This window comes from Paraciimarium castrense LEGE 11436 (assembly GCF_056633055.1).
Map to the genome: position 1 here is coordinate 361,371 of NZ_JBSJOW010000001.1, position 18,120 is coordinate 379,490.

Consider the following 18,120-nt stretch of genomic DNA (forward strand, 5'->3'; position numbering starts at 1 on the left):
CGGCTGTGAGCAGCGTCGACGCCGGATCGTCCCGCCCCCAGGCACCGTCCGGGGGAATCCATCCGCTGGTGGATGCCCTGGCTGAGCGGATCCGTGCCAGCTGGGGCCGAATGCCCGAGCTGGCCCCCCTGCCCATCGACCCCGACCTCGAGGCCATCAGCGGCAGCCTCGATGGCGAAAAGCTGTTCATTCGCAACGAGTTGCGCCAGTGCCGTGGCCTGCGCAAGCTGCACCTCGAAACCGCCCGCCTGGGGGCAGGGCTGCAGATCCTGCACTGCGTGCTCTTTCCCGACCCCCGCTACGACCTGCCGGTGTTCGGTGCCGACATCGTGGCCGGGCCTGCCGGGGTGTCGGCCGCCATCGTGGATCTCTCGCCCGTCGCCGAGGGTCTGCCCGAGGCCATCGAGCACGCCCTGGCGGCTCGCCCGCCCCGCAGTTACGCGCAGGAGCGGGAACTGCCGGGCTGGGGCTCGATCTTCTCGCCCCATGTGCGCTTCATCCGCCCGGTGGGTGCAGTGGAGGAGGAGGCCTTCGTCGAGGAGGTGGGCGAGGTGCTGGAGGTGCTCACCGCCGCGCTGCTGGGCACTCCGTCTCAACCCCTGGACCACCCCGCTACCGTCGACCGATGGAACGGCCAGCTCCGGTACTGCCAGCAACAGAAACAAAACGACAAGACACGAAGGGTGCTGGAGAAGGCCTTCAGCCCGGACTGGGCCGACCGCTACATCGAAGAGCTCCTTTTCGACGACCCTCCGGCCCTGTGAAACTGCTGGGTCTGGAAACCTCGCGGCGCAACCTCCTTCTGGCCGTGGGCGGCACCGTGCTGGTGGTGCTGGCCGGATGGGCCGTGCTGCAGCGGCTGAGGCCCTCCTCCACGGCGATGCCGGCCCAGACCGCTGGCAGCGCTGAGCGGCCCGCTGCCCCGGAAGCTGTAGCGGCCCTGGGGCGCCTCGATCCGAGCGGTGAGGTGCGCAGTCTTGCCGCTCCGATCAGCGGCATTGGCGGCAGTCCCCGCATCACCCGTCTGCTGGTGCAGGAGGGCGATGCTGTAAGCGCCGGCGACCTGCTGGCCGTTTTCGATACCGCCGCCCCATTGCAGGCCCAGCGCCGGGTGGTGGAGGTGCGCATCGCCAATCTGCGCAGCCGCCTCACCGTGCAGACCCGAGACATCGCCCGCTACCGCTCCCTGAGCCGCCAGGGCGCCATTCCGAGCGGTGAACTCGACATGCGCGAGACCATTCTGCTCGAGCTCGAAGGTCAGCTGCAGGAAGCCCTGGCAGACCGTGATCGGATCGAGGCCGATCTTCAGCTCACGTCGCTGAGGGCTCCTATCAGCGGCACGGTGCTGCGGCTCCATTCCAGGGTCGGCGAGCGCCCGGCTGAAGCCGGCGTGCTCGAACTGGGGGCGAGCCAGCGTATGGAGGCTGTGATCGAGGTCTATGAGAGCGACATCAACCGGGTGCGGCTGGGGCAGGCGGTGACGATGACCAGCGAGAACGGAGGCTTTGACGGCAAGCTCAGCGGCGAGGTGGTGCGCATCAGTCCGCAGGTGCGCCAGAGGGCCGTGCTCGAGACCGATCCCACCGGCGACGTGGACGCCCGCATCGTGGAGGTTCGCGTCAAGCTCGATCCCGATGACGCCCAGCGGGTGCGCGACCGCACGGGCCTCAAGCTGATCGCCCGCTTCACCCCCTGATGTTGCAGCGCCTCTGGCAAGCGCGCCGGATTCCCCTGGCCTGGCTGCTGCTCTCCCGCCAGCCCCTGCGGCTGGCGGTGGCCCTGGCAGGCATTTCCTTCGCGGGGATTCTGATGTTCATGCAGCTTGGCTTTCGTGATGGGCTGTTCGACGCCAGCGTCACGATCCACAAGCTCTTCGACGCCGATCTGGTGATGATGAGCCCCCGCACCATGAGCTCGATCGGCATGGCTGGCTTTCCCCGGCGCCGGCTGATCCAGGCCATGGGGGATCCCGCCGTGCAGGGCGCCACCCCCGTGCACTGGAACCTGCTGCTCTGGCGCAACCCCGTGAGCGGCAACACCCGCTCGATCCTGGCCCTGGGCTTCGAGCCGGCCGACCCCCTCTTCCTCGACCCTGAACTCGCCGAGAAGGCCCGCAGCCTCACCCAGAAAGGGCGGGTGCTGTTCGATGAGCGCTCCAGGCCGGAGTTCGGCCCGATCGCCGAGTGGTTCAAACAGGGCCGCACGGTGGAAACCGAAGTGGCGGGCACCCGGGTGCGGGTGTCGGGGCTGGTGACCCTGGGCCCCTCCTTCGGCGCGGACGGCAACATCCTCACCAGCCGTGAGACCTTCCTGCAGCTGCTGCCGGGCACGCCCCCGGGCAGCATCGAACTGGGCCTGATCCGGCTGCGGCCCGGCAGCGACATCGAGGCGACCCGCCAGCGGCTGGAGAGCAGCCTGCCCAGCGACGTGCGGCTGTTCACCAAGGCGGGCTTCGAGGAGTTCGAGAAGACCTACTGGCGCACCAGCACGGCGATCGGCTTCATCTTCACCCTGGGGGCCGCCATGGGCTTCATCGTGGGCTGCGTGATCGTCTATCAGATCCTCTATTCCGATGTGAGCGACCACCTGCCCGAGTACGCCACGTTGATGGCGATGGGTTACCGGCTGCCGATCCTGCTGGGGGTGGTGGCGCGGGAGGGCCTGATCCTGGCGGTGCTGGGCTACCTGCCGGCCTATGCCGCCGGCCTGGGCCTCTACGCCCTGGTGCGCAACGGCACCAACCTGCCCGTGGCCATGAACAGCGTTCGGGCCACGGTGGTGTTCAGCATGATCCTGGTGATGTGCCTGGGATCGGCGGCCCTGGCCATGCGCCGCCTCGGTGACGCCGACCCCGCTGAGATCTTCTGATGGCCCGATCCCCGAGTGAGCCCCTGGTGGCCGTTGAGGGCCTGAGCCATTGGTATGGCGAGGGAGAGATGCGCCGCAGGGTGCTCCAGGAGGTGACGCTGACCATCGCGCCAGGGGAGGTGGTGCTGCTCACGGGGCCCTCCGGCTGCGGCAAGACCACCCTGCTCACCCTGGTGGGAGCCCTGCGCAAGGTGCAGGAGGGCTCGGTGCGCCTGTTCGGCTGCGAGCTGCACGGGGCGGGTCGGTCGACCCGTCAGCAGCTGCGCCAGCACATCGGCATGATTTTCCAGGGCCACAACCTGCTGCGCTGCCTCACTGCCGAGCAGAACGTGCAGATGGGGGCAGACCTGCTGCCGGGCCTGGGCTACCGCGCCCGCCGCGATCAGGCGCGCGAGTGGCTGCGGGCGGTGGGCCTGGGCGACCACCTCAACAAGCTGCCCCACGACCTCTCCGGCGGCCAGAAGCAGCGGGTGGCGATTGCCCGGGCCCTGGCCGCCCAGCCCCAGTTGCTGCTGGCCGATGAACCCACCGCCGCCCTCGACAGCCAGAGCGGCCGTGAGGTGGTGGGGCTGCTGCGCCGCCTGGCCCGCGAGCAGGGCTGCGGCGTGCTGATGGTGACCCACGACCCCCGCATTCTCGATGTGGCCGATCGGCTGCTGCAGATGGAGGATGGCCGGCTGGCCGAGGCCTCCCTGGAGCTGGCGGGGGCCGTCAGCCCTTGAGCGAAGGGCGGTGAGTAGGATCCATCCATCTCAACCCCCACCATGCCTCCCGTATGGCCAAGCGCAGGAATCTGAAGAAGGAAAAGCAGGAACGCAACCGCGCCTACGCGCGCAAGTTCAAGAAGCGCAAGCTGCGCAACGATGGTCGCGGTGAAGGCGTGGGTAACGGCGTGACCGGCACGGCCAACAACGGCGGCGCCGCCGACTGATCAGTCGGCCTGGCTGGCGAGTGGCTCGGTGGCTGAACAGCTCTCCGCGCCAGAGCAGGGACCCTCAGGGGTCCCTTTCTCTTGGCCCTGCCCTCGAGCCTGAAGACCAGACCGTGATGCCCAGACCATGATGATGGTGGCCAGGTCATGGCGGCCGGTTCGGTGCGCTGCAGCGGGTCCATGTTTCTCAGCGTTGTCATCCCCACCTACAACCGCCTGCCGATCCTGCAGAAGTGCCTGGCGGCCCTGGAGCAGCAGGATTTTCCCGCCAGCGCAGGCGACTACGAGGTGCTGGTGGTGGATGACGGCTCCACCGACGCCACCGTGGCCTGGATCGAGGCCGAGGCGGCGGCCCTGCCGCACGTGCGCCTGCTGCAGCAGAGCCATGGCGGTGCGGCCGCGGGCCGCAACCGCGGCGTTGAGGCCGCCCGGGGCGAGGTGGTGGTGTTCATCGACAGCGACCTGGTGGTGACCCCGCGCTTCCTGCTCTGCCACACCCAGGCTCTGGAGCAGGCCTGGCAGCGCCTCGGCCACCGGCGCTGCTTCACCTACGGGGCTGTGATCAACACCTCCAACTTCAACGAGCCCACGGCGGAGCGCCACAAGCTGCGGGATCATTCCTGGGCCTATTTCGCCACCGGCAATGTGGCCATCGCCCGCGAGCTGCTGGAGCAGGCCGGGCTGTTCGACACAGGTTTTCAGCTCTATGGCTGGGAGGATCTCGAGCTGGGCGAACGGCTCCGGCGCCTGGGGGTGGCGCTGATCCGCTGCCCCGAGGCCGTGGGCTACCACTGGCACCCGGCCTTCCGGCTGGAGCAGATCGCCGACCTGATCCGAGTGGAGAGGGAGCGGGCCAGGATGGCCCTGGTGTTCTTCCGCAAGCACCCCAGCCAGCGGGTGCGGATGATCACCCAGTTCACCTGGTATCACCGCCTGCTCTGGGAGCTGCTCACCCTGGGCGGCCTGCTGAATGAGCGCAGCCTCAGGCCGGTGCTGGCCTGGCTGGTGCGGCGCGATCGGGCGGCCCTGGCGCTTGAACTGTTGCGGATTCCTCTCAATCGCCTCGGGGTGCGCACCCTGCAGCTGGAGGCACGGCGCCAGGGCCTGGCCTGAGCGGGTGTCCCGTGGGCCGTGAGACATCGCTTTGATAAGGTGCTCTGGTCCAACTTCATTCCGCACACCTGCGTGTTTCGGGTGATCACGGGCTCCAACCCAACCGGGGACGCCACCGCAATCGGTGCTGTCACCGGAGAGTGGAGCGCTTCGATCCCTAGGCAGGTGGAGGCAAACCCGAAACCCCCCACACCATGGCTGTTGTCACTCTCTCCGAAATGATGGAGGCTGGCGCCCACTTTGGGCACCAGACCCGTCGTTGGAACCCCAAGATGTCGCGCTACATCTATTGCGCGCGCAATGGGGTGCATATCATCGACCTCGTGCAGACTGCCGTCTGCATGAATAACGCCTACAAGTGGGTCCGCAGCGCGGCCCGCAGTGGCAAGCGCTTTCTGTTCGTGGGCACCAAGAAGCAGGCCTCCGAAGTGATCGCCCTGGAAGCCACCCGTTGTGGCGCTGCCTACGTGAACCAGCGCTGGCTGGGCGGCATGCTCACCAACTGGACCACCATGAGGGCCCGGATCGAGCGCCTCAAGGATCTGGAACGGATGGAGTCGTCAGGCGCGATCGCCATGCGCCCCAAGAAAGAAGGGGCCGTGCTGCGCCGCGAGCTGGACCGTCTCCAGAAATATCTGGGTGGTCTGAAGAGCATGCGTCGCCTGCCCGATGTGGTGGTGCTGGTGGACCAGCGCCGCGAAACCAACGCCGTGCTCGAGGCCCGCAAGCTCGATATTCCCCTGGTGTCGATGCTCGACACCAACTGCGATCCCGATCTCTGCGACGTGCCGATTCCTTGCAACGACGACGCCGTGCGCTCGGTGCAACTGGTGCTGGGCCGGCTGGCTGATGCCATCAACGAAGGCCGCCACGGCGGCGACCAGGGTCAGAACGACGAAGCCTGAGCTGGTCAGCCTGCACCAGAGCACGTACTCCGCCCCCTGAATCAACCCTTCCACCCTGAGTTCTTCACCCATGGCTGAGATTTCAGCAAAGCTGGTCAAAGACCTGCGCGACAAGACCGGCGCCGGCATGATGGATTGCAAGAAGGCGCTCACCGAAACCAAGGGAGATGCCGACAAGGCCATCGAGTGGCTGCGCCAGAAGGGCATCGCCTCCGCCGAGAAGAAATCCGGCCGTACCGCCGCGGAAGGAGCCGTCGGCTCCTACATCCATACCGGTGCGCGGGTTGGCGTGCTGGTGGAGGTGAACTGCGAAACTGATTTCGTGGCCCGCGGCGAAATCTTCCAGGAGCTGATCCGCAATGTGGCCATGCAGATCGCAGCCTGCCCATCGGTGGAGTACGTCACCACCGATGCGATTCCAGCTCAGATCGCTGAGCGGGAAAAGCAGATCGAGATGGGCCGTGATGATCTGGCCGGTAAAAAGGAGGAGATGAAGGAGAAGATCGTGGCCGGGCGCATCGGCAAGCGCCTCAAGGAGCTGGCCCTGATGGATCAGCCCTACATCAAGGACAACAGCCTGAGCGTGGCCGAACTGGTCAAGCAGGTGGCTGCCAAGGTGGGGGAGAACATCCAGGTGCGCCGCTTCGTTCGCTTCAATCTCGGTGAGGGCATTGAGGTGAAACAGATGGACTTCGCCGCCGAAGTGGCCGCCATGCAGGCCTCCTGACCTGCTGGACCCCGACCCGATCCGATCCACCCCGGCGGACCGTTCCGCTCCCCATGCCGTGGACGCACTCCAGGATGCCCACCGCAGGCTGGCGGCCATGAGGGCTGGGTTGGAGCAATCCAACCCGGAGCTCTATCGGCATCTGGCGCTCTACCTCCAGGTGCTGAGAGACGGCCTGCTGAACGCGATGCAGCAGGCCTGTTTTCATCTGGCCACCCAGATCGAACCCGAGCGCTACGGCACGCTTCCAGCCAGCCAGCGCCAGCACCTGCACGGGCGCATGGCCGACCTGGCTCGGCGGGCCAAGACGCTGCTGACGGTGGAGCAGGTGGCCGCCATGGCGGCCCAGATGGCCAGGCTGCGCCAGCGCCAGGCCCGGGAGGAGCGGTCACGCTTCCAGGAGGCTCTGGCTCAGGTGCCTGGCCCCGCCGAATCTGGCCCTCAGCAGCGCACCATGCCGCCGGCCCGATCGATCGAGCTGGGTTTGGCCCCGCCGATCGATCTGCAGCGGCTGGGATCAGGCGGTCCCGATCTGACGGAACTGCTGCAGGGGCTCAACCCAGGGTTCAGCTCTGAGCTCAACCCTGGGTTGAGCCCGGATTCCATTCCAGAGGCTGCCCCCCACGATCGCCCCGAGCCCACGTCCTCGGAGCAGGTGCCCCCGGAGCAGAACCCAGCCGATGCCGCTCCGGGTCAGAGCCTCCAGGCCATGCTCCAGGCCTTCTCCGAGGCTCTCGAGGCCGACAGTCCCGAACGATCAGCAGCGCCAGCTGCTGATGCAGACGACGAGGGCAAAGACGGCAACGACAGAACCCCTGCCAAGTCCTGGCAGCAGGCCGACAGCGAGGACGAAGAACGCCATCCCTGGAGCGGCAGCCGCCTGCCCACCGATCCCATCGATCTGCTCACCTGGCTGGAGGGTTATGAGAACGCCCTCACCCGGCGGCTGCGCAACCTGTCCCATGCCCTCAACGTCGACTGTTTGAGGCTGGGCGTGACGCGGGGGCTGTTGCCGGTGGGCCTGCTGGATGCGGCCCTGCAGGCTGAGGTGGACGTGCTGCCGGCTCCCCCCAACCTGCTGCGGCTGCAGGTGCCGGCGGAGGAGAGCGGCGCGGGCCCCTCTGTCGTGTTGGTGGCGGTGCTGCTGCGGCTCGCCGACCTGGAGTTGGAGAACCCTCGCCTGCGCACCTGCAGACAGCGGTTGCAGCAGCACGGCCTGGAGGTGCGCAGAATGGCGCAGCGTTACCGCCGGGTCCAGCGGCGGGTCCGGATCCTGGAGGCGGAGCAGCTGTGGCTGGAGGACAACCGGGAGTCCACCGGTTGCCCCCCCCAGGGCAACCCCTGAACGCCGCGCCCGGTCCATCCCCGGGCCCTGCCCCAGCCACCGAGTGGCTGCGCCTCCTGCAGCAGGCGCTGCTGCTGGAAAGTGAACGCGGTTTTGCCGACCTGCTGGGGCGGCGGGAACGGTTCAGCAGTTTTCTGGCCCGCAGTCTGCAGGCCCCTCCTGAGGGCATCGCTTCAGGGCGCTCCCGCTGCCTCGAACTCGGCGTTGCCTTTGCGGGCTACCCGCAGTTGAGTCCGGCGCGGCGCCAGAGCCTGGTGCGTGACTGCCGTCAGCATCTGCACCAACTGCGCCAGGGCCTGGAGCCAGCAACGCCGATGGGTCCGCCGCGGCTGCGGCTCAATCCCGCTGCGGCACCGCCATCGGCGGCCTCGGCCGCCAGCGGCCTGCTCCCCGACACGCCCCTGGGGGAGATCCGTGGCGTCGGTCCCCGCACGGCAGCCCGGCTGGCCCAGCTGGGGCTGTTCGTGGTGCGCGACCTGGTGCTCTACTACCCCCGCGACTACCTCGACTACGCCAACCTGGTGCGCATCGAGGGGCTGCGGGCTGGCAGCACCGCCACCATCGTGGCCACGGTGCGCCGCTGCCACGCCTTCGCCAGTCCTCGAAACCCCAACCTGGCGATCCTGGAGCTGCAGCTGAGCGATCCCACCGGTCGCCTGCGGGTGAGTCGCTTCATGGCCGGCAAGCGCTTCACCAGCCCGGGCTGGCTGAACAGCCAGCAGCGCCTCTACCCGCCGGGCACCAGCCTGGCCGTGAGCGGGTTGGTGCGCGAGACGCCCTATGGGCCGGCGTTTCAGGACCCGTTGATCGAGGTGCTGGAGAGCCCCCAGGCGCCCCTGCGCTCCGAGGCGATCGGCCGGTTGTTGCCGGTCTACGGGCTCACTGAGGGCCTCGGGGCCGACCGGCTGCGCCAGGCCGTGGCCAGCGTGCTGCCTCTGGTGGAGTCGTGGGGAGACCCCCTGCCGCCCCCACTGCGCCGCGCTGAAGGGCTGATGGCCAGGCCTGAGGCCCTGCGCCAGATCCATGCCCCCCAGGATCAGGAGAGCCTCAGGGCCAGCCGCCAGCGGCTGGTGTTCGATGAATTTCTGCTGCTGCAGCTCGGCCTGCTGCAGCGCCGCCGCGCCCTCACTCAGCGGCCCTCCCCACCTCTGCAGAGCCCCAGCCGGGGCAGCCTGGTGGCCAGGTTCCTGGAGCTGCTGCCCTTCCAGCTCACCCCTGCCCAGCAGCGGGTTCTGAAGGAGATCCGTGCCGATCTGGCCCGGCCCCAGGCGATGGCCCGGCTGCTGCAGGGGGACGTGGGCAGCGGCAAGACCGTGGTGGCGATCGCCGCCCTGCTCACCGCCATTGACGCCGGCTGCCAGGGGGCCCTGATGGCCCCCACGGAGGTGCTGGCGGAGCAGCACTACCAGAAGCTCTGCGGTTGGATGCCCCAGCTCCACGTGACCTGCGGGCTGCTCACCGGCTCCACCCCCGCCCGCCTGCGCCGCCAGCTGCTGAACGACCTGGCCCAGGGCAACCTGCAGCTGCTGGTGGGCACCCATGCCCTGCTGGAAGACCCGGTGGCTTTTGCCCGGCTGGGGCTTGTGGTGGTGGATGAACAGCACCGCTTCGGCGTGGCCCAGCGCAACCGGCTGCTGGCCAAGGGGCTGCAGCCCCACCTGCTCACCATGACCGCCACGCCGATTCCCCGCACCCTGGCCCTGTCGGTGCACGGCGACCTGGAAGTGAGCCAGATCGACGGCCTGCCGCCGGGCCGAACGCCCATTCAGACGCGCCTGCTGCGGACCGGCGAGCGCCAGCTCGCCTACGAGCTGATCCGCGAAGAGGTGGCCAGGGGCCAGCGCGCCTACGTGGTGCTGCCCCTGGTGGAGGAGTCAGAGAAGCTCGACCTCCGCTCCGCCGTGGCCGTACACCGCCAGCTCAGCGAGGAGGTGTTTCCAGAGCTGCAGGTGGGCCTGCTGCACGGACGACTGGCCGGCCCCGACAAGCAGGCCACGCTGCAGGCCTTTGCCAGGGGTCAGAGCCAGGTGCTGGTGAGCACCACCGTGGTGGAGGTGGGGGTCGATGTGCCGGAGGCGAGCGTGATGGTGGTGGAGCACGCCGACCGCTTCGGGCTCGCCCAGCTGCACCAGCTGAGGGGCCGGGTGGGCCGGGGCGCGGCGGCCTCCCACTGCCTGCTCATCAACGACAGCCGCCAGGCCCTGGCCCGTCAGCGGCTCGATGTGCTGGTGCGCTCCAGTGATGGCTTCGAGATCGCCGAGATGGACCTGCGCCTGCGGGGTCCCGGCCAGGTGCTGGGCACGCGTCAGTCGGGCCTTCCCGATCTGGCCCTGGCCAGCCTCGTCGACGACGGCGCCGTGCTGGAGCAGGCCCGTGAGGCGGCGCGGCGGATTCTGGCGGAGGACCCGTCCCTGGAGCGGCACCCCCAGCTCCTGGCCATGCTTCAGAGCCAGCGCGCCAGGCTCAGTGCCGGAGTCCGGCTGAACTGAGCGCCGGAACCCGATGAGCTGAGTGGATCGCCGTCACGCCACACTGAAGGCTGCACTGGAGTGGCGATGCCGCGGCGTCCCTGGAATTCCATCCCCATCGAGCCGCGCCGCGAACCGCTGGTTCCCCTGCCTCCCAACCTGTTGCGGCTGGAGCCCCATCCCTACACCACCCTTGGGGCTCCCTATGGCCCTGGAGGTTCCCCCTTTCAGCTGCGCCAGGAGGTGATCGACCGACTGCTCGACTCCCAGGAGGCCCTGCAAGAACAGCAGCCCGACTGGCGCCTGGCCGTCTTTGACGGCTGGAGACCCCTGGCGGTGCAGGCCTTCATGGTGGAGCACACCCTGCTTGAGTTGTGCCGCAAGCGAGGCGTCGATCCGGCTGAAACCAGCCCGGCCCGGGAGGCCCTGACGGCTGAGGTGGAGCGCTTCTGGGCAGTGCCCGATCCGGATCCTGCCGCGCCGCCTCCCCACAGCACCGGCGCTGCCGTGGACCTCACCATCGTTGACCATCGGGGCCTGCCCCTGGACATGGGGTCGGCGATCGACGCCATCGGGCCTGTGTCCTCACCAGACCACTTCGAGGCTGTGGCCCAGGAAGCGGCCAAGCCGGCCCAGCGCACCTGGGCCCGGGGCTGCCACAGGCGGCGGCGTCTGCTGCGTCAGGTGCTGCAGCAGGCAGGCTTCGCCCAGCACCCGAATGAGTGGTGGCACTTCAGCTGGGGCGATCAGCTCTGGGCCTGGAGCCGGGGCGAAGCCCAGGCCTGCTATGGGCGGGTGGAGCCCGAGCCGGGCTGAGCTGGGGCCGGCTGCGCTGAGGACGCCGCTGGCGCCATCAGGTCCAGGTAGAGCGCGTTGGCCTCATCGCGCTGCATCAGGCCCTTGGCCACGCAGCGCCGCAGGCTGGAGGCCGTCATCTCCACCTGCAGGGTCCTCAGCCGGGCGATCACGGCCGCGCTCTGGTCTGCAAAGGGCTCGAGGTGGCGCTCGAACGCCTCGCGGATCGCTGCGGCTTGGCAGCTGAGGGGATCGGGGTCGTAGATCGTGGGCGTGGAGGGGGGTGGCGCCGGGGTTCTCCTGCCCTGGGCCGCCAGGGGCGTGACACTGGCGGTGGTGAGCAGGGCCAAGGCGAGCGATGCGGCCCTCAGCGGGGAATTGCCGCAGGAGCGGCCGACCCGCAGAACGTTGCCCACCTCAGGCCGCAGCCAGCAGTGCCTGCACCGCGGGCCGTCCGCTTCTGGCCACGAAGTCGCCGAAGCTCACCCGGCCCCCGGCAGCCTTCCAGGCCCGCAGCAGCGGCTCGAGGGTCTGCTCCAGGTCGTCGAGGGGCATCTTCTCGAGGTAGGGCTCGGCCAGCCGGCTGAGGTTGGGGGTGCCCCCCAGCCACAGCTGGTACTGGTTGACGCCGCTGCCCACCAGCCCGATCTCCGCCATGTAGGGGCGGGCGCAGCCGTTGGGACAGCCGGTCATGCGCAGCAGCACCGGTTTGCTGATGGCGAGCCCCTGCATCAGGGTGTCGAGCCGGCCGATCACATCGGGCAGGATGCGCTCGGCTTCAGTGACGGCCAGGCCGCACAGGGGCAGGGCCGGACAGGCCAGGGCATGGCGCTGCAGGGGTGGCGGCGCCTCCGGTGTCTCGAAGCCGAGGGCGATCAGCTCTGCCCGGATGCTGGCCTTCTGGGCGGTGCCGATGTTGCAGAGCAGCAGATCCTGGTTGGGCGTGAGCCGCAGATCCAGCTTGTAGGTGTCCACAAGGTGACGCAGGCCACGCTTGAGCTCACCGCCGATGCGGCCACAGAGCACCGGCAGGCCCACGAACCAGAGGCCCGGGCTCTGACGGTGCCAGCCCAGGTAGTCCTCCAGGCGGGGCTTGGGCTCCTGGCGCATGGCCTTGATCGGATGGGCGAAGTAGCGCTGCTGCAGCTCCTGGCGGAACCAGTCCACGCCCCGGTCGTGGATGAGGTATTTCATCCGCGCGTGGCGGCGTTGGTCGCGGTCGCCATGGTCGCGCTGCAGGGCCACGATCGCCTGCACCAGGTCCAGGATGTGCTCGTAGGCCACCGAACCGAGCGGGTCGGCGGTGCGGGCGAAGGTCTCTTCTTTGTTGTGGGTGCGGCCCATGCCGCCGCCCACATAGACATTGGCCACCAGAGGCCGGCCCTGGGGGTCGCAGAACAGCACCAGGCCGATGTCCTGGGTGAGCAGATCCACCGAGTTGTCCCCCGGCACGGTCACCGCCACCTTGAACTTGCGGGGCAGGTAGGTGCCGCCATAGAGAGGCTCGGCGGCATCGCCGCTGAACACGGCGCCCTCGGCCTGGCGGGCCTTGGCCCGGCGCACCGGCAGGTTCGGCTTGATGCGGTAGCTGAGGTCGCCGTCCACCCAGAGGTCGAGGTAGGAGCCCTCTGCGGCCTGGGGAGCCAGGAGGTCGGCGATGGCGTCGGCGAGGTCGCGGGCCGCGGGGTAGCCACCCTTGCTGAAGGGGGCGGCCGGGGCCATCACGTTGCGGTTGATGTCCCCACAGGCGGCCAGGGTCGATCCCAGGGAGCGCACAATCGTGCCGATCACCTCCTTGAGGTTGTCCTTGCGCACCCCATGCATCTGGAAAGCCTGGCGGGTGGTGACCCTCAGGGTGGCGTTACCGAGCCGATCGGCCAGTTCGTCGATGGCGAGATAGAGCTGGGCGGGAACGCGGCCAGCCGGGTTGCGCAGGCGCAGCATCATCTGCCACTCCTTCTCCTGGCCTTTCTGGCGCTTGTCGCGGTTGTCCTGCTGGTAGCTGCCGTGGAACTTGAGGATCTGGACGGCGCTGTCGGTGAAGTTGGGCGCCTGGTTGCCCAGCTCGCTCAGCAGCGGTTCGCGCAGGTGACCACTGCTGGCCTTCAGTTGTTCGAACTTCGTCGGCCCTGACGTCACGATTGCGGGAACCACCCAAAAGCCTGTTGACCGTAGCGAACAGGGCCCGCCTGCAGCCTGATGGGTTGCGGACGGCTCCATAAAGTTGGCGGTTGCTGTTGCGGTTGGCGTGCCCACCTTTCTGCTGGAGATCGGAACCGAGGAGCTGCCGGCCGACTTCGCGCGCCTGGCCGTGCCCCAGTTGGAGGCGGCGGTGGCCCGCGACCTGGCCGACCAGCGCCTCAGCCCTGGCCGCCTGCAGGTGACGAGCACGCCCCGACGCCTGGCCGTGCTGGTGGACGGCCTGCCGGTCTGCCAGAGCGAACGCCGGGAGGAACGCAAGGGTCCTCCCGCCAGCCAGGGATTCAGCGAAGGCATGCCCACCCAGGCTGCCCTTGGCTTTGCCCGGCGCTGCGGCGTTGACCCCTCGGCGCTGGAAGTGCGCCCCACGGCCAAGGGGCCGTTCGTGTTTGCGCGCCTGCTGGAGCCGGGCCGGCCCACCGGTGAGGTCTTGGCTGAGTGCATTCCCGGTTGGATTGGAGCGCTCCAGGGCCGGCGCTTCATGCGCTGGGGAGAAGGGGACTTGCGCTTCTCCAGACCGGTGCGCTGGCTTGTGGCCCTGCTCGATGCCGAGGTGCTGCCGGTGCTGCTGCCGGGCAGCGATCCCGAAGTGAAGGCCGATCGCCTCAGCCGGGGGCACAGGCTGCACCCGCAGCCGGTTTCGATCGCCGCAGCGGATGCATACGCGGCCAGCCTCGCCGCTGCGGGGCTGGAAGTGCACCGGCAGGTGCGGGCCGAGCGGATCAGCCAGGGCATCCAGCAGGCCGCCGAGTGCCTGGGGGGCCGGCCGGACCTGCCCCAGGAGCTGCTCGAAGAACTCACCGATCTGGTGGAGCAGCCGCTGCTGCTGCAGGGAGCGGTGGACCCGGCCTACCTGGCCCTGCCGGCCGAGGTGCTCTGCACCGTGATGCGGGCCCACCAACGCTATGTACCCCTTTACCGCCGGGGCGCCGAGGTGGATCCCCTCGCCTTTGAGGCCCGCGATGTGCTGCTGCCCGCCTTTCTGTGTGTGAGCAATGGCTCTGCGGCCGCCCTCGACACCGTGCGCCGTGGCAACGAGCGGGTGCTGCGGGCCCGGCTTGCCGATGCCCGCTTCTTTCTGGAAGCGGATCGGGCCGTGTCCAGCCCGGAGCGGCGCGATCAACTGGCCCGGGTCACGTTTGCTGAAGGCCTCGGCTCGCTGCGCGACCGGGTGGAGCGGCTCGAGTGGTGCAGCCAGGAGCTGCTGCAGGCCCTGGCACGGCCCCCGGCTGTTGCCGAAGCGGCCCTGCGGGCGGCCCACCTCTGCAAGCACGATCTGGTGAGTCAGATGGTCGGTGAATTCCCCGAGCTGCAGGGGATCATGGGCGCCAAATACCTGCTGGCCGAGGGCGAGCCGCGGGCGGTGGCCCTGGCGGTGCTCGAGCACTACCTGCCGCGGGGTGCCGGGGACGAGCTTCCCCACAGCGATGCCGGGGCCGTGGTGGCTCTGGCCGAACGCCTCGAACTGCTGCTCAGCATCTTCGCCAAGGGCGAGCGGCCCAGCGGCTCCTCCGATCCCTACGGCCTGCGGCGGGCCGGCAATGGCCTGCTGCAGATTCTGTGGCAGCAGGGCTGGCGGCTGGATCTGGAGGCCCTGGTCCAGGCCGGCAGCAGCCGCTGGGCACAGCTGTTCCCCGACTTCCGGATCGAGCCGGAGGCCCTGGCGGCCGACCTGGGCGATTTTCTGGCCCAGCGCATCGCCAGCCTGCTGGAGGAGGAGGGCCTGGAGGCCGACCTGGTGGCCGCGGTGGCGGGAGCCGGGGTGCCGCGGCAGTGGCTGCTGGGCCATCCCGGTGCCGTGCGCCAGCGGGGGCTGTTGCTGCGGGAGCTGCGGCAGCAGGGGCGTCTCGCGCCGTTGCAGGCCGTGGTCACCAGGGCCGCCCGGCTGGCAGAGAAGGGCGATCTCGATGGGCACACGCTCAGCCCCGCAGCCGTGGTGGAGCCGGCCCTGTTCGAGAAGCCCAGCGAGGCGGCCATGCTCGTCGTGCTGCAGCGGCTTGAACCCCTCGCCCGGGAGGCTGCCCAGACAGCCGATTCGCCTGGCTTGGCGGCGCTGGCAGCGGCCCTGCAGGAGAGCGCCCCAGCCCTGGCCGCCTTCTTTGATGGCGACAGCAGCGTGATGGTGATGGCTGAAGACAGCCAGCTGCGCGCCAACCGTCTGGCCCTGCTGAGCGTGCTGCGCAACCAGGCGTCGGTGCTGGCGGACTTCAGCGCACTACAGGGGTGAAGCGCGGTCTTCAGGCCGCTGCTGGATCACTTGCCGACGAGAACCGGTTCCCTTTCCGGATCGGCTGACTTGTCCTGGCCCTGGCCCTTGCCGTTCGTCGCGGTGGCGGCTGCCTGGGCAGCCAGTTCACCGCGCATCTTGATCCCACCTTTGATTGTGCTCACGGCCAGCATGGCGGACACCTCATCGTCATCGCGCACAGCGCTGTCGACGGGTTTGTAGGTCTGGGGGGCGAGGGCATTGCCGCGCAGCACAGCAGCCATGGTGAGCACGGTGAGCTTGATCTGCTGCCACGGGTTCATCGCCACGACCCGCTTGTAGAGATAGCTGTCAAAGGTGAGGCGCTGCACATCCTTGTCATCGCACATCTCTACGAAGGCTTCCCGGGCAGCGTCGTTGGAGTAGAAGATGTTCTGCAGGATCTCAAGCACCTTGTAGGTGGCGCCGTACTGGCGATCCCAGGTCTTGATGTACTTCTTGAGATCGGCCTCAGTGGGAATCCGCTGACCCGCCTGGCTGCTGGCCACAATCTGCTCAGCGCACATGCGGCCACTCTTGGCGGCAAAGTAGATGCCTTCACCCGAGCTCTTGGTCACGTAGCCGGCGGCGTCGCCCACCAGCGCCATGCGGCCCACCACGCGGCGCGGCCTGGGATGTTCGGGAATCGGGTGGGCTTCCACCTTGATCACCTCGCCGTTGACGAGCCGCTTGCGGGCCCGCAGCCGGATGCCCTCCTGCAGACCCTTGATCAGGGACTGGTTGTTCTGCATGGTGCCGGTACCGACGGCCACATGGTCGTACTTGGGGAAGACCCAGGCGTAGAAGTCGGGAGAGACGTCGGTGCCGACGTACATCTCAGCGAGGTCCTCGTAGTAGCTCATCTCCTTGGCAGGCAGCCGAATGCGCTCCTGGAAGGCGATGGCCACGTTGTAGTCGCCGGCATCCATTGCCTTGGCCACGCGGCTGTTGGCGCCATCCGCGCCCACGATCAGGTCAACCTCGAGGGTTTTGCTCTCGCCCGTGGCCTCACCGGAGCCGTAGTCGGAATAGGTGAGGGTGTAGGGGCCCTGGCGGTTGGCGCCGGTGTCGATCTTGGTGACAAGACCGTTGACCAGCTGGGCACCGAGATCGGCGGCGCGGTCGCGCAGGAAGGAGTCGAGCACCTCCCGACGACACATGCCGATGTATTCGTTGTTGTTGTCCAGATGAATATCCACCTCCCGGTTGGAGGGGGAGATCATGCGCATGTTGCGAACCTTGCGATCGATGATCGAATCGGGCAGGTCAAATTCAGACACCATGCAGAGTGGAATCGCACCCCCGCATGGTTTGGCATTGTCGAGCTTGCGCTCGAAGATCCACGTCTGGATACCGGCCTTGGCAAGCACCTCGGCGGCACAGGACCCACTGGGGCCACCGCCCACCACTGCGACACGCAACATCAGTTGAATGCTCCGCCAAAAAAAGCTCTCGGCCGAAACTAACACCGCTGCATGGTCTGGCGGGGGCCTTGGCGGTTTCGCCAAGACGATTGTCATTCGCCCACAGCAACGACCGTCGGACATGGATGCAATCGCATGCACCCGGCAGGCCAAGTCGTGGTGCCAGCATGACAAAGCTGTAACAATTTAATGCGTTGTGCTTGGCGTCTCCCAGCTGCGCTGGCCTGCTGAGCAGCCTGGACCCTGGACATCAGGTCCGCTTCCATGGGCTGTGTGGTGCCGCCCGTGGCGTGTTGCTGAACCCCAGACTGCCCACCCGCCGATCTTCTGCTGTCGTGCAGCCCGATGACATCCCTGTGGCGCGGCGGCAGGCCCCGGCGGCCATGCCCCGACGCCCGATCGCGCGGCTCGGCAGGCTTGCCCTCTCCCTGGTGGTGCTGCTGGTGGCGGGCGGGCTGCTGCTGCCCCAGAGCCGCCAGGCCCTGCAGCGCTGGTTGGCGCCCAGGCCAGTGGCGGGGCTCGACGCCACCCAGACGGCGGATGGCCGCTTGCTGGGTCACTTCCCGTACAGCGAGGCCGATCCCGCCGCCCTCGTGAGTGTGGCGCCGGGGCAGGAACTGCATCGCGACGCGGCCGAGGCCCTGGCGGCCATGCGTCGGGCGGCTGACGCGGAAGGCGTGTCCCTGGTGCTGCTGAGTGCCTATCGCTCCAAGGCCCTGCAGCAGGAGATCTTTTTCGATGTGAAGGCCGAGCGCAACCAGAATGCGCGCCAGCGGGCCGAGGTGAGCGCTCCGCCCGGGTTCTCTGAACACAGCACCGGCTACGCCATAGACCTAGGCGACGGCCGCATGCCCCAGACCCACCTCTCCGAGGGCTTTGCGTCCACGGAGGCCTTCCGGTGGCTGGAGGACAATGCCCAGAGATTTCATTTCACTCTGTCGTTTCCCCCAGGAAACCCCCAGGGCGTGAGCTACGAACCCTGGCACTGGCGCTTCGAGGGCACGGCCGAAGCCCTGAAAGTGTTCGAGCCCGCCCAGCGGCTGGCGCCCTGAAGCTGGATCAGGCCGGTGGGGGCATGGAGTAGTCTGTTTTCTTGGCTT

General features: G+C 68.4%; 16 protein-coding genes. 13 read left to right on the forward strand and 3 right to left on the reverse strand.

The window, feature by feature from the left end:
* Positions 1-5 precede the first annotated feature (5 nt).
* The 11 genes from ACWJIO_RS01990 (at position 6) to ACWJIO_RS02040 (ending at position 11,173) form a co-directional block, all read left to right on the forward strand.
* Positions 6-764: a phycocyanobilin:ferredoxin oxidoreductase gene (locus ACWJIO_RS01990; protein ID WP_480311031.1), complete on the forward strand. Its 759-nt coding sequence runs from the start codon at positions 6-8 to the stop codon at positions 762-764.
* The gene (locus tag ACWJIO_RS01995) at positions 761-1,696 is read left to right on the forward strand and encodes a lipid ABC transporter permease (RefSeq protein WP_480311032.1); all 936 of its coding nucleotides are present in this window, start codon (positions 761-763) and stop codon (positions 1,694-1,696) included. Before ACWJIO_RS01990 ends, ACWJIO_RS01995 begins: the two co-directional genes overlap by 4 nt.
* Positions 1,696-2,868, forward strand: coding sequence for an ABC transporter permease DevC (devC, locus tag ACWJIO_RS02000; RefSeq protein WP_480311034.1), 1,173 nt, complete (start codon positions 1,696-1,698; stop codon positions 2,866-2,868). The genes ACWJIO_RS01995 and devC overlap by 1 nt, the downstream gene beginning before the upstream one ends.
* Positions 2,868-3,590: a DevA family ABC transporter ATP-binding protein gene (locus tag ACWJIO_RS02005; protein ID WP_480311036.1), complete on the forward strand. Its 723-nt coding sequence runs from the start codon at positions 2,868-2,870 to the stop codon at positions 3,588-3,590. Before devC ends, ACWJIO_RS02005 begins: the two co-directional genes overlap by 1 nt.
* A gap of 53 nt (positions 3,591-3,643) precedes the next feature.
* Positions 3,644-3,799 (forward strand): hypothetical protein, encoded by a 156-nt coding sequence (locus ACWJIO_RS02010; RefSeq protein ID WP_006910943.1) that lies wholly within the window; start codon positions 3,644-3,646, stop codon positions 3,797-3,799.
* Positions 3,800-3,979: 180 nt separating this feature from the next.
* The gene (locus ACWJIO_RS02015; protein ID WP_480311037.1) at positions 3,980-4,912 is read left to right on the forward strand and encodes a glycosyltransferase family 2 protein; all 933 of its coding nucleotides are present in this window, start codon (positions 3,980-3,982) and stop codon (positions 4,910-4,912) included.
* A 194-nt stretch (positions 4,913-5,106) separates the two neighbouring features.
* Positions 5,107-5,817, forward strand: a complete 711-nt coding sequence (gene rpsB / locus ACWJIO_RS02020) for a 30S ribosomal protein S2 (RefSeq protein WP_480311038.1) — start codon at positions 5,107-5,109, stop codon at positions 5,815-5,817.
* A 70-nt stretch (positions 5,818-5,887) separates the two neighbouring features.
* Positions 5,888-6,544, forward strand: a complete 657-nt coding sequence (gene tsf, locus ACWJIO_RS02025; RefSeq protein WP_480311040.1) for a translation elongation factor Ts — start codon at positions 5,888-5,890, stop codon at positions 6,542-6,544.
* Between the two features lie 109 nt (positions 6,545-6,653).
* On the forward strand, positions 6,654-7,889 hold the full coding sequence (locus tag ACWJIO_RS02030; protein WP_480311042.1) for a hypothetical protein: 1,236 nt from the start codon (positions 6,654-6,656) through the stop codon (positions 7,887-7,889).
* Between the two features lie 47 nt (positions 7,890-7,936).
* Positions 7,937-10,378: an ATP-dependent DNA helicase RecG gene (recG, locus tag ACWJIO_RS02035; RefSeq protein WP_480311506.1), complete on the forward strand. Its 2,442-nt coding sequence runs from the start codon at positions 7,937-7,939 to the stop codon at positions 10,376-10,378.
* Between the two features lie 66 nt (positions 10,379-10,444).
* Entirely contained in the window at positions 10,445-11,173 is a 729-nt protein-coding gene (locus ACWJIO_RS02040) for a M15 family metallopeptidase (RefSeq protein ID WP_480311044.1), read from the forward strand.
* Here the strand turns inward: ACWJIO_RS02040 and ACWJIO_RS02045 are convergent.
* Both ACWJIO_RS02045 and sir read right to left on the reverse strand, forming a co-directional pair.
* A complete protein-coding gene (locus tag ACWJIO_RS02045; protein WP_480311046.1) occupies positions 11,143-11,568 on the reverse strand; it encodes a hypothetical protein in 426 nt (141 codons plus the stop codon). The genes ACWJIO_RS02040 and ACWJIO_RS02045 overlap by 31 nt on opposite strands.
* A 1-nt stretch (position 11,569) precedes the next feature.
* Entirely contained in the window at positions 11,570-13,291 is a 1,722-nt protein-coding gene (gene sir, locus ACWJIO_RS02050; RefSeq protein WP_480311047.1) for a sulfite reductase, ferredoxin dependent, read from the reverse strand.
* Between the two features lie 109 nt (positions 13,292-13,400).
* Here sir and glyS point away from each other — a divergent pair, with 109 nt between their 5' ends.
* On the forward strand, positions 13,401-15,578 hold the full coding sequence (gene glyS, locus ACWJIO_RS02055; protein WP_480311049.1) for a glycine--tRNA ligase subunit beta: 2,178 nt from the start codon (positions 13,401-13,403) through the stop codon (positions 15,576-15,578).
* A 26-nt stretch (positions 15,579-15,604) separates the two neighbouring features.
* Here glyS and chlP read toward each other — a convergent pair whose 3' ends face one another.
* The gene (gene chlP, locus ACWJIO_RS02060) at positions 15,605-17,020 is read right to left on the reverse strand and encodes a geranylgeranyl reductase (RefSeq protein WP_480311050.1); all 1,416 of its coding nucleotides are present in this window, start codon (positions 17,018-17,020) and stop codon (positions 15,605-15,607) included.
* Between the two features lie 335 nt (positions 17,021-17,355).
* Here chlP and ACWJIO_RS02065 point away from each other — a divergent pair, with 335 nt between their 5' ends.
* Positions 17,356-18,072 (forward strand): M15 family metallopeptidase, encoded by a 717-nt coding sequence (locus ACWJIO_RS02065; RefSeq protein WP_480311051.1) that lies wholly within the window; start codon positions 17,356-17,358, stop codon positions 18,070-18,072.
* Positions 18,073-18,120 lie beyond the last annotated feature (48 nt).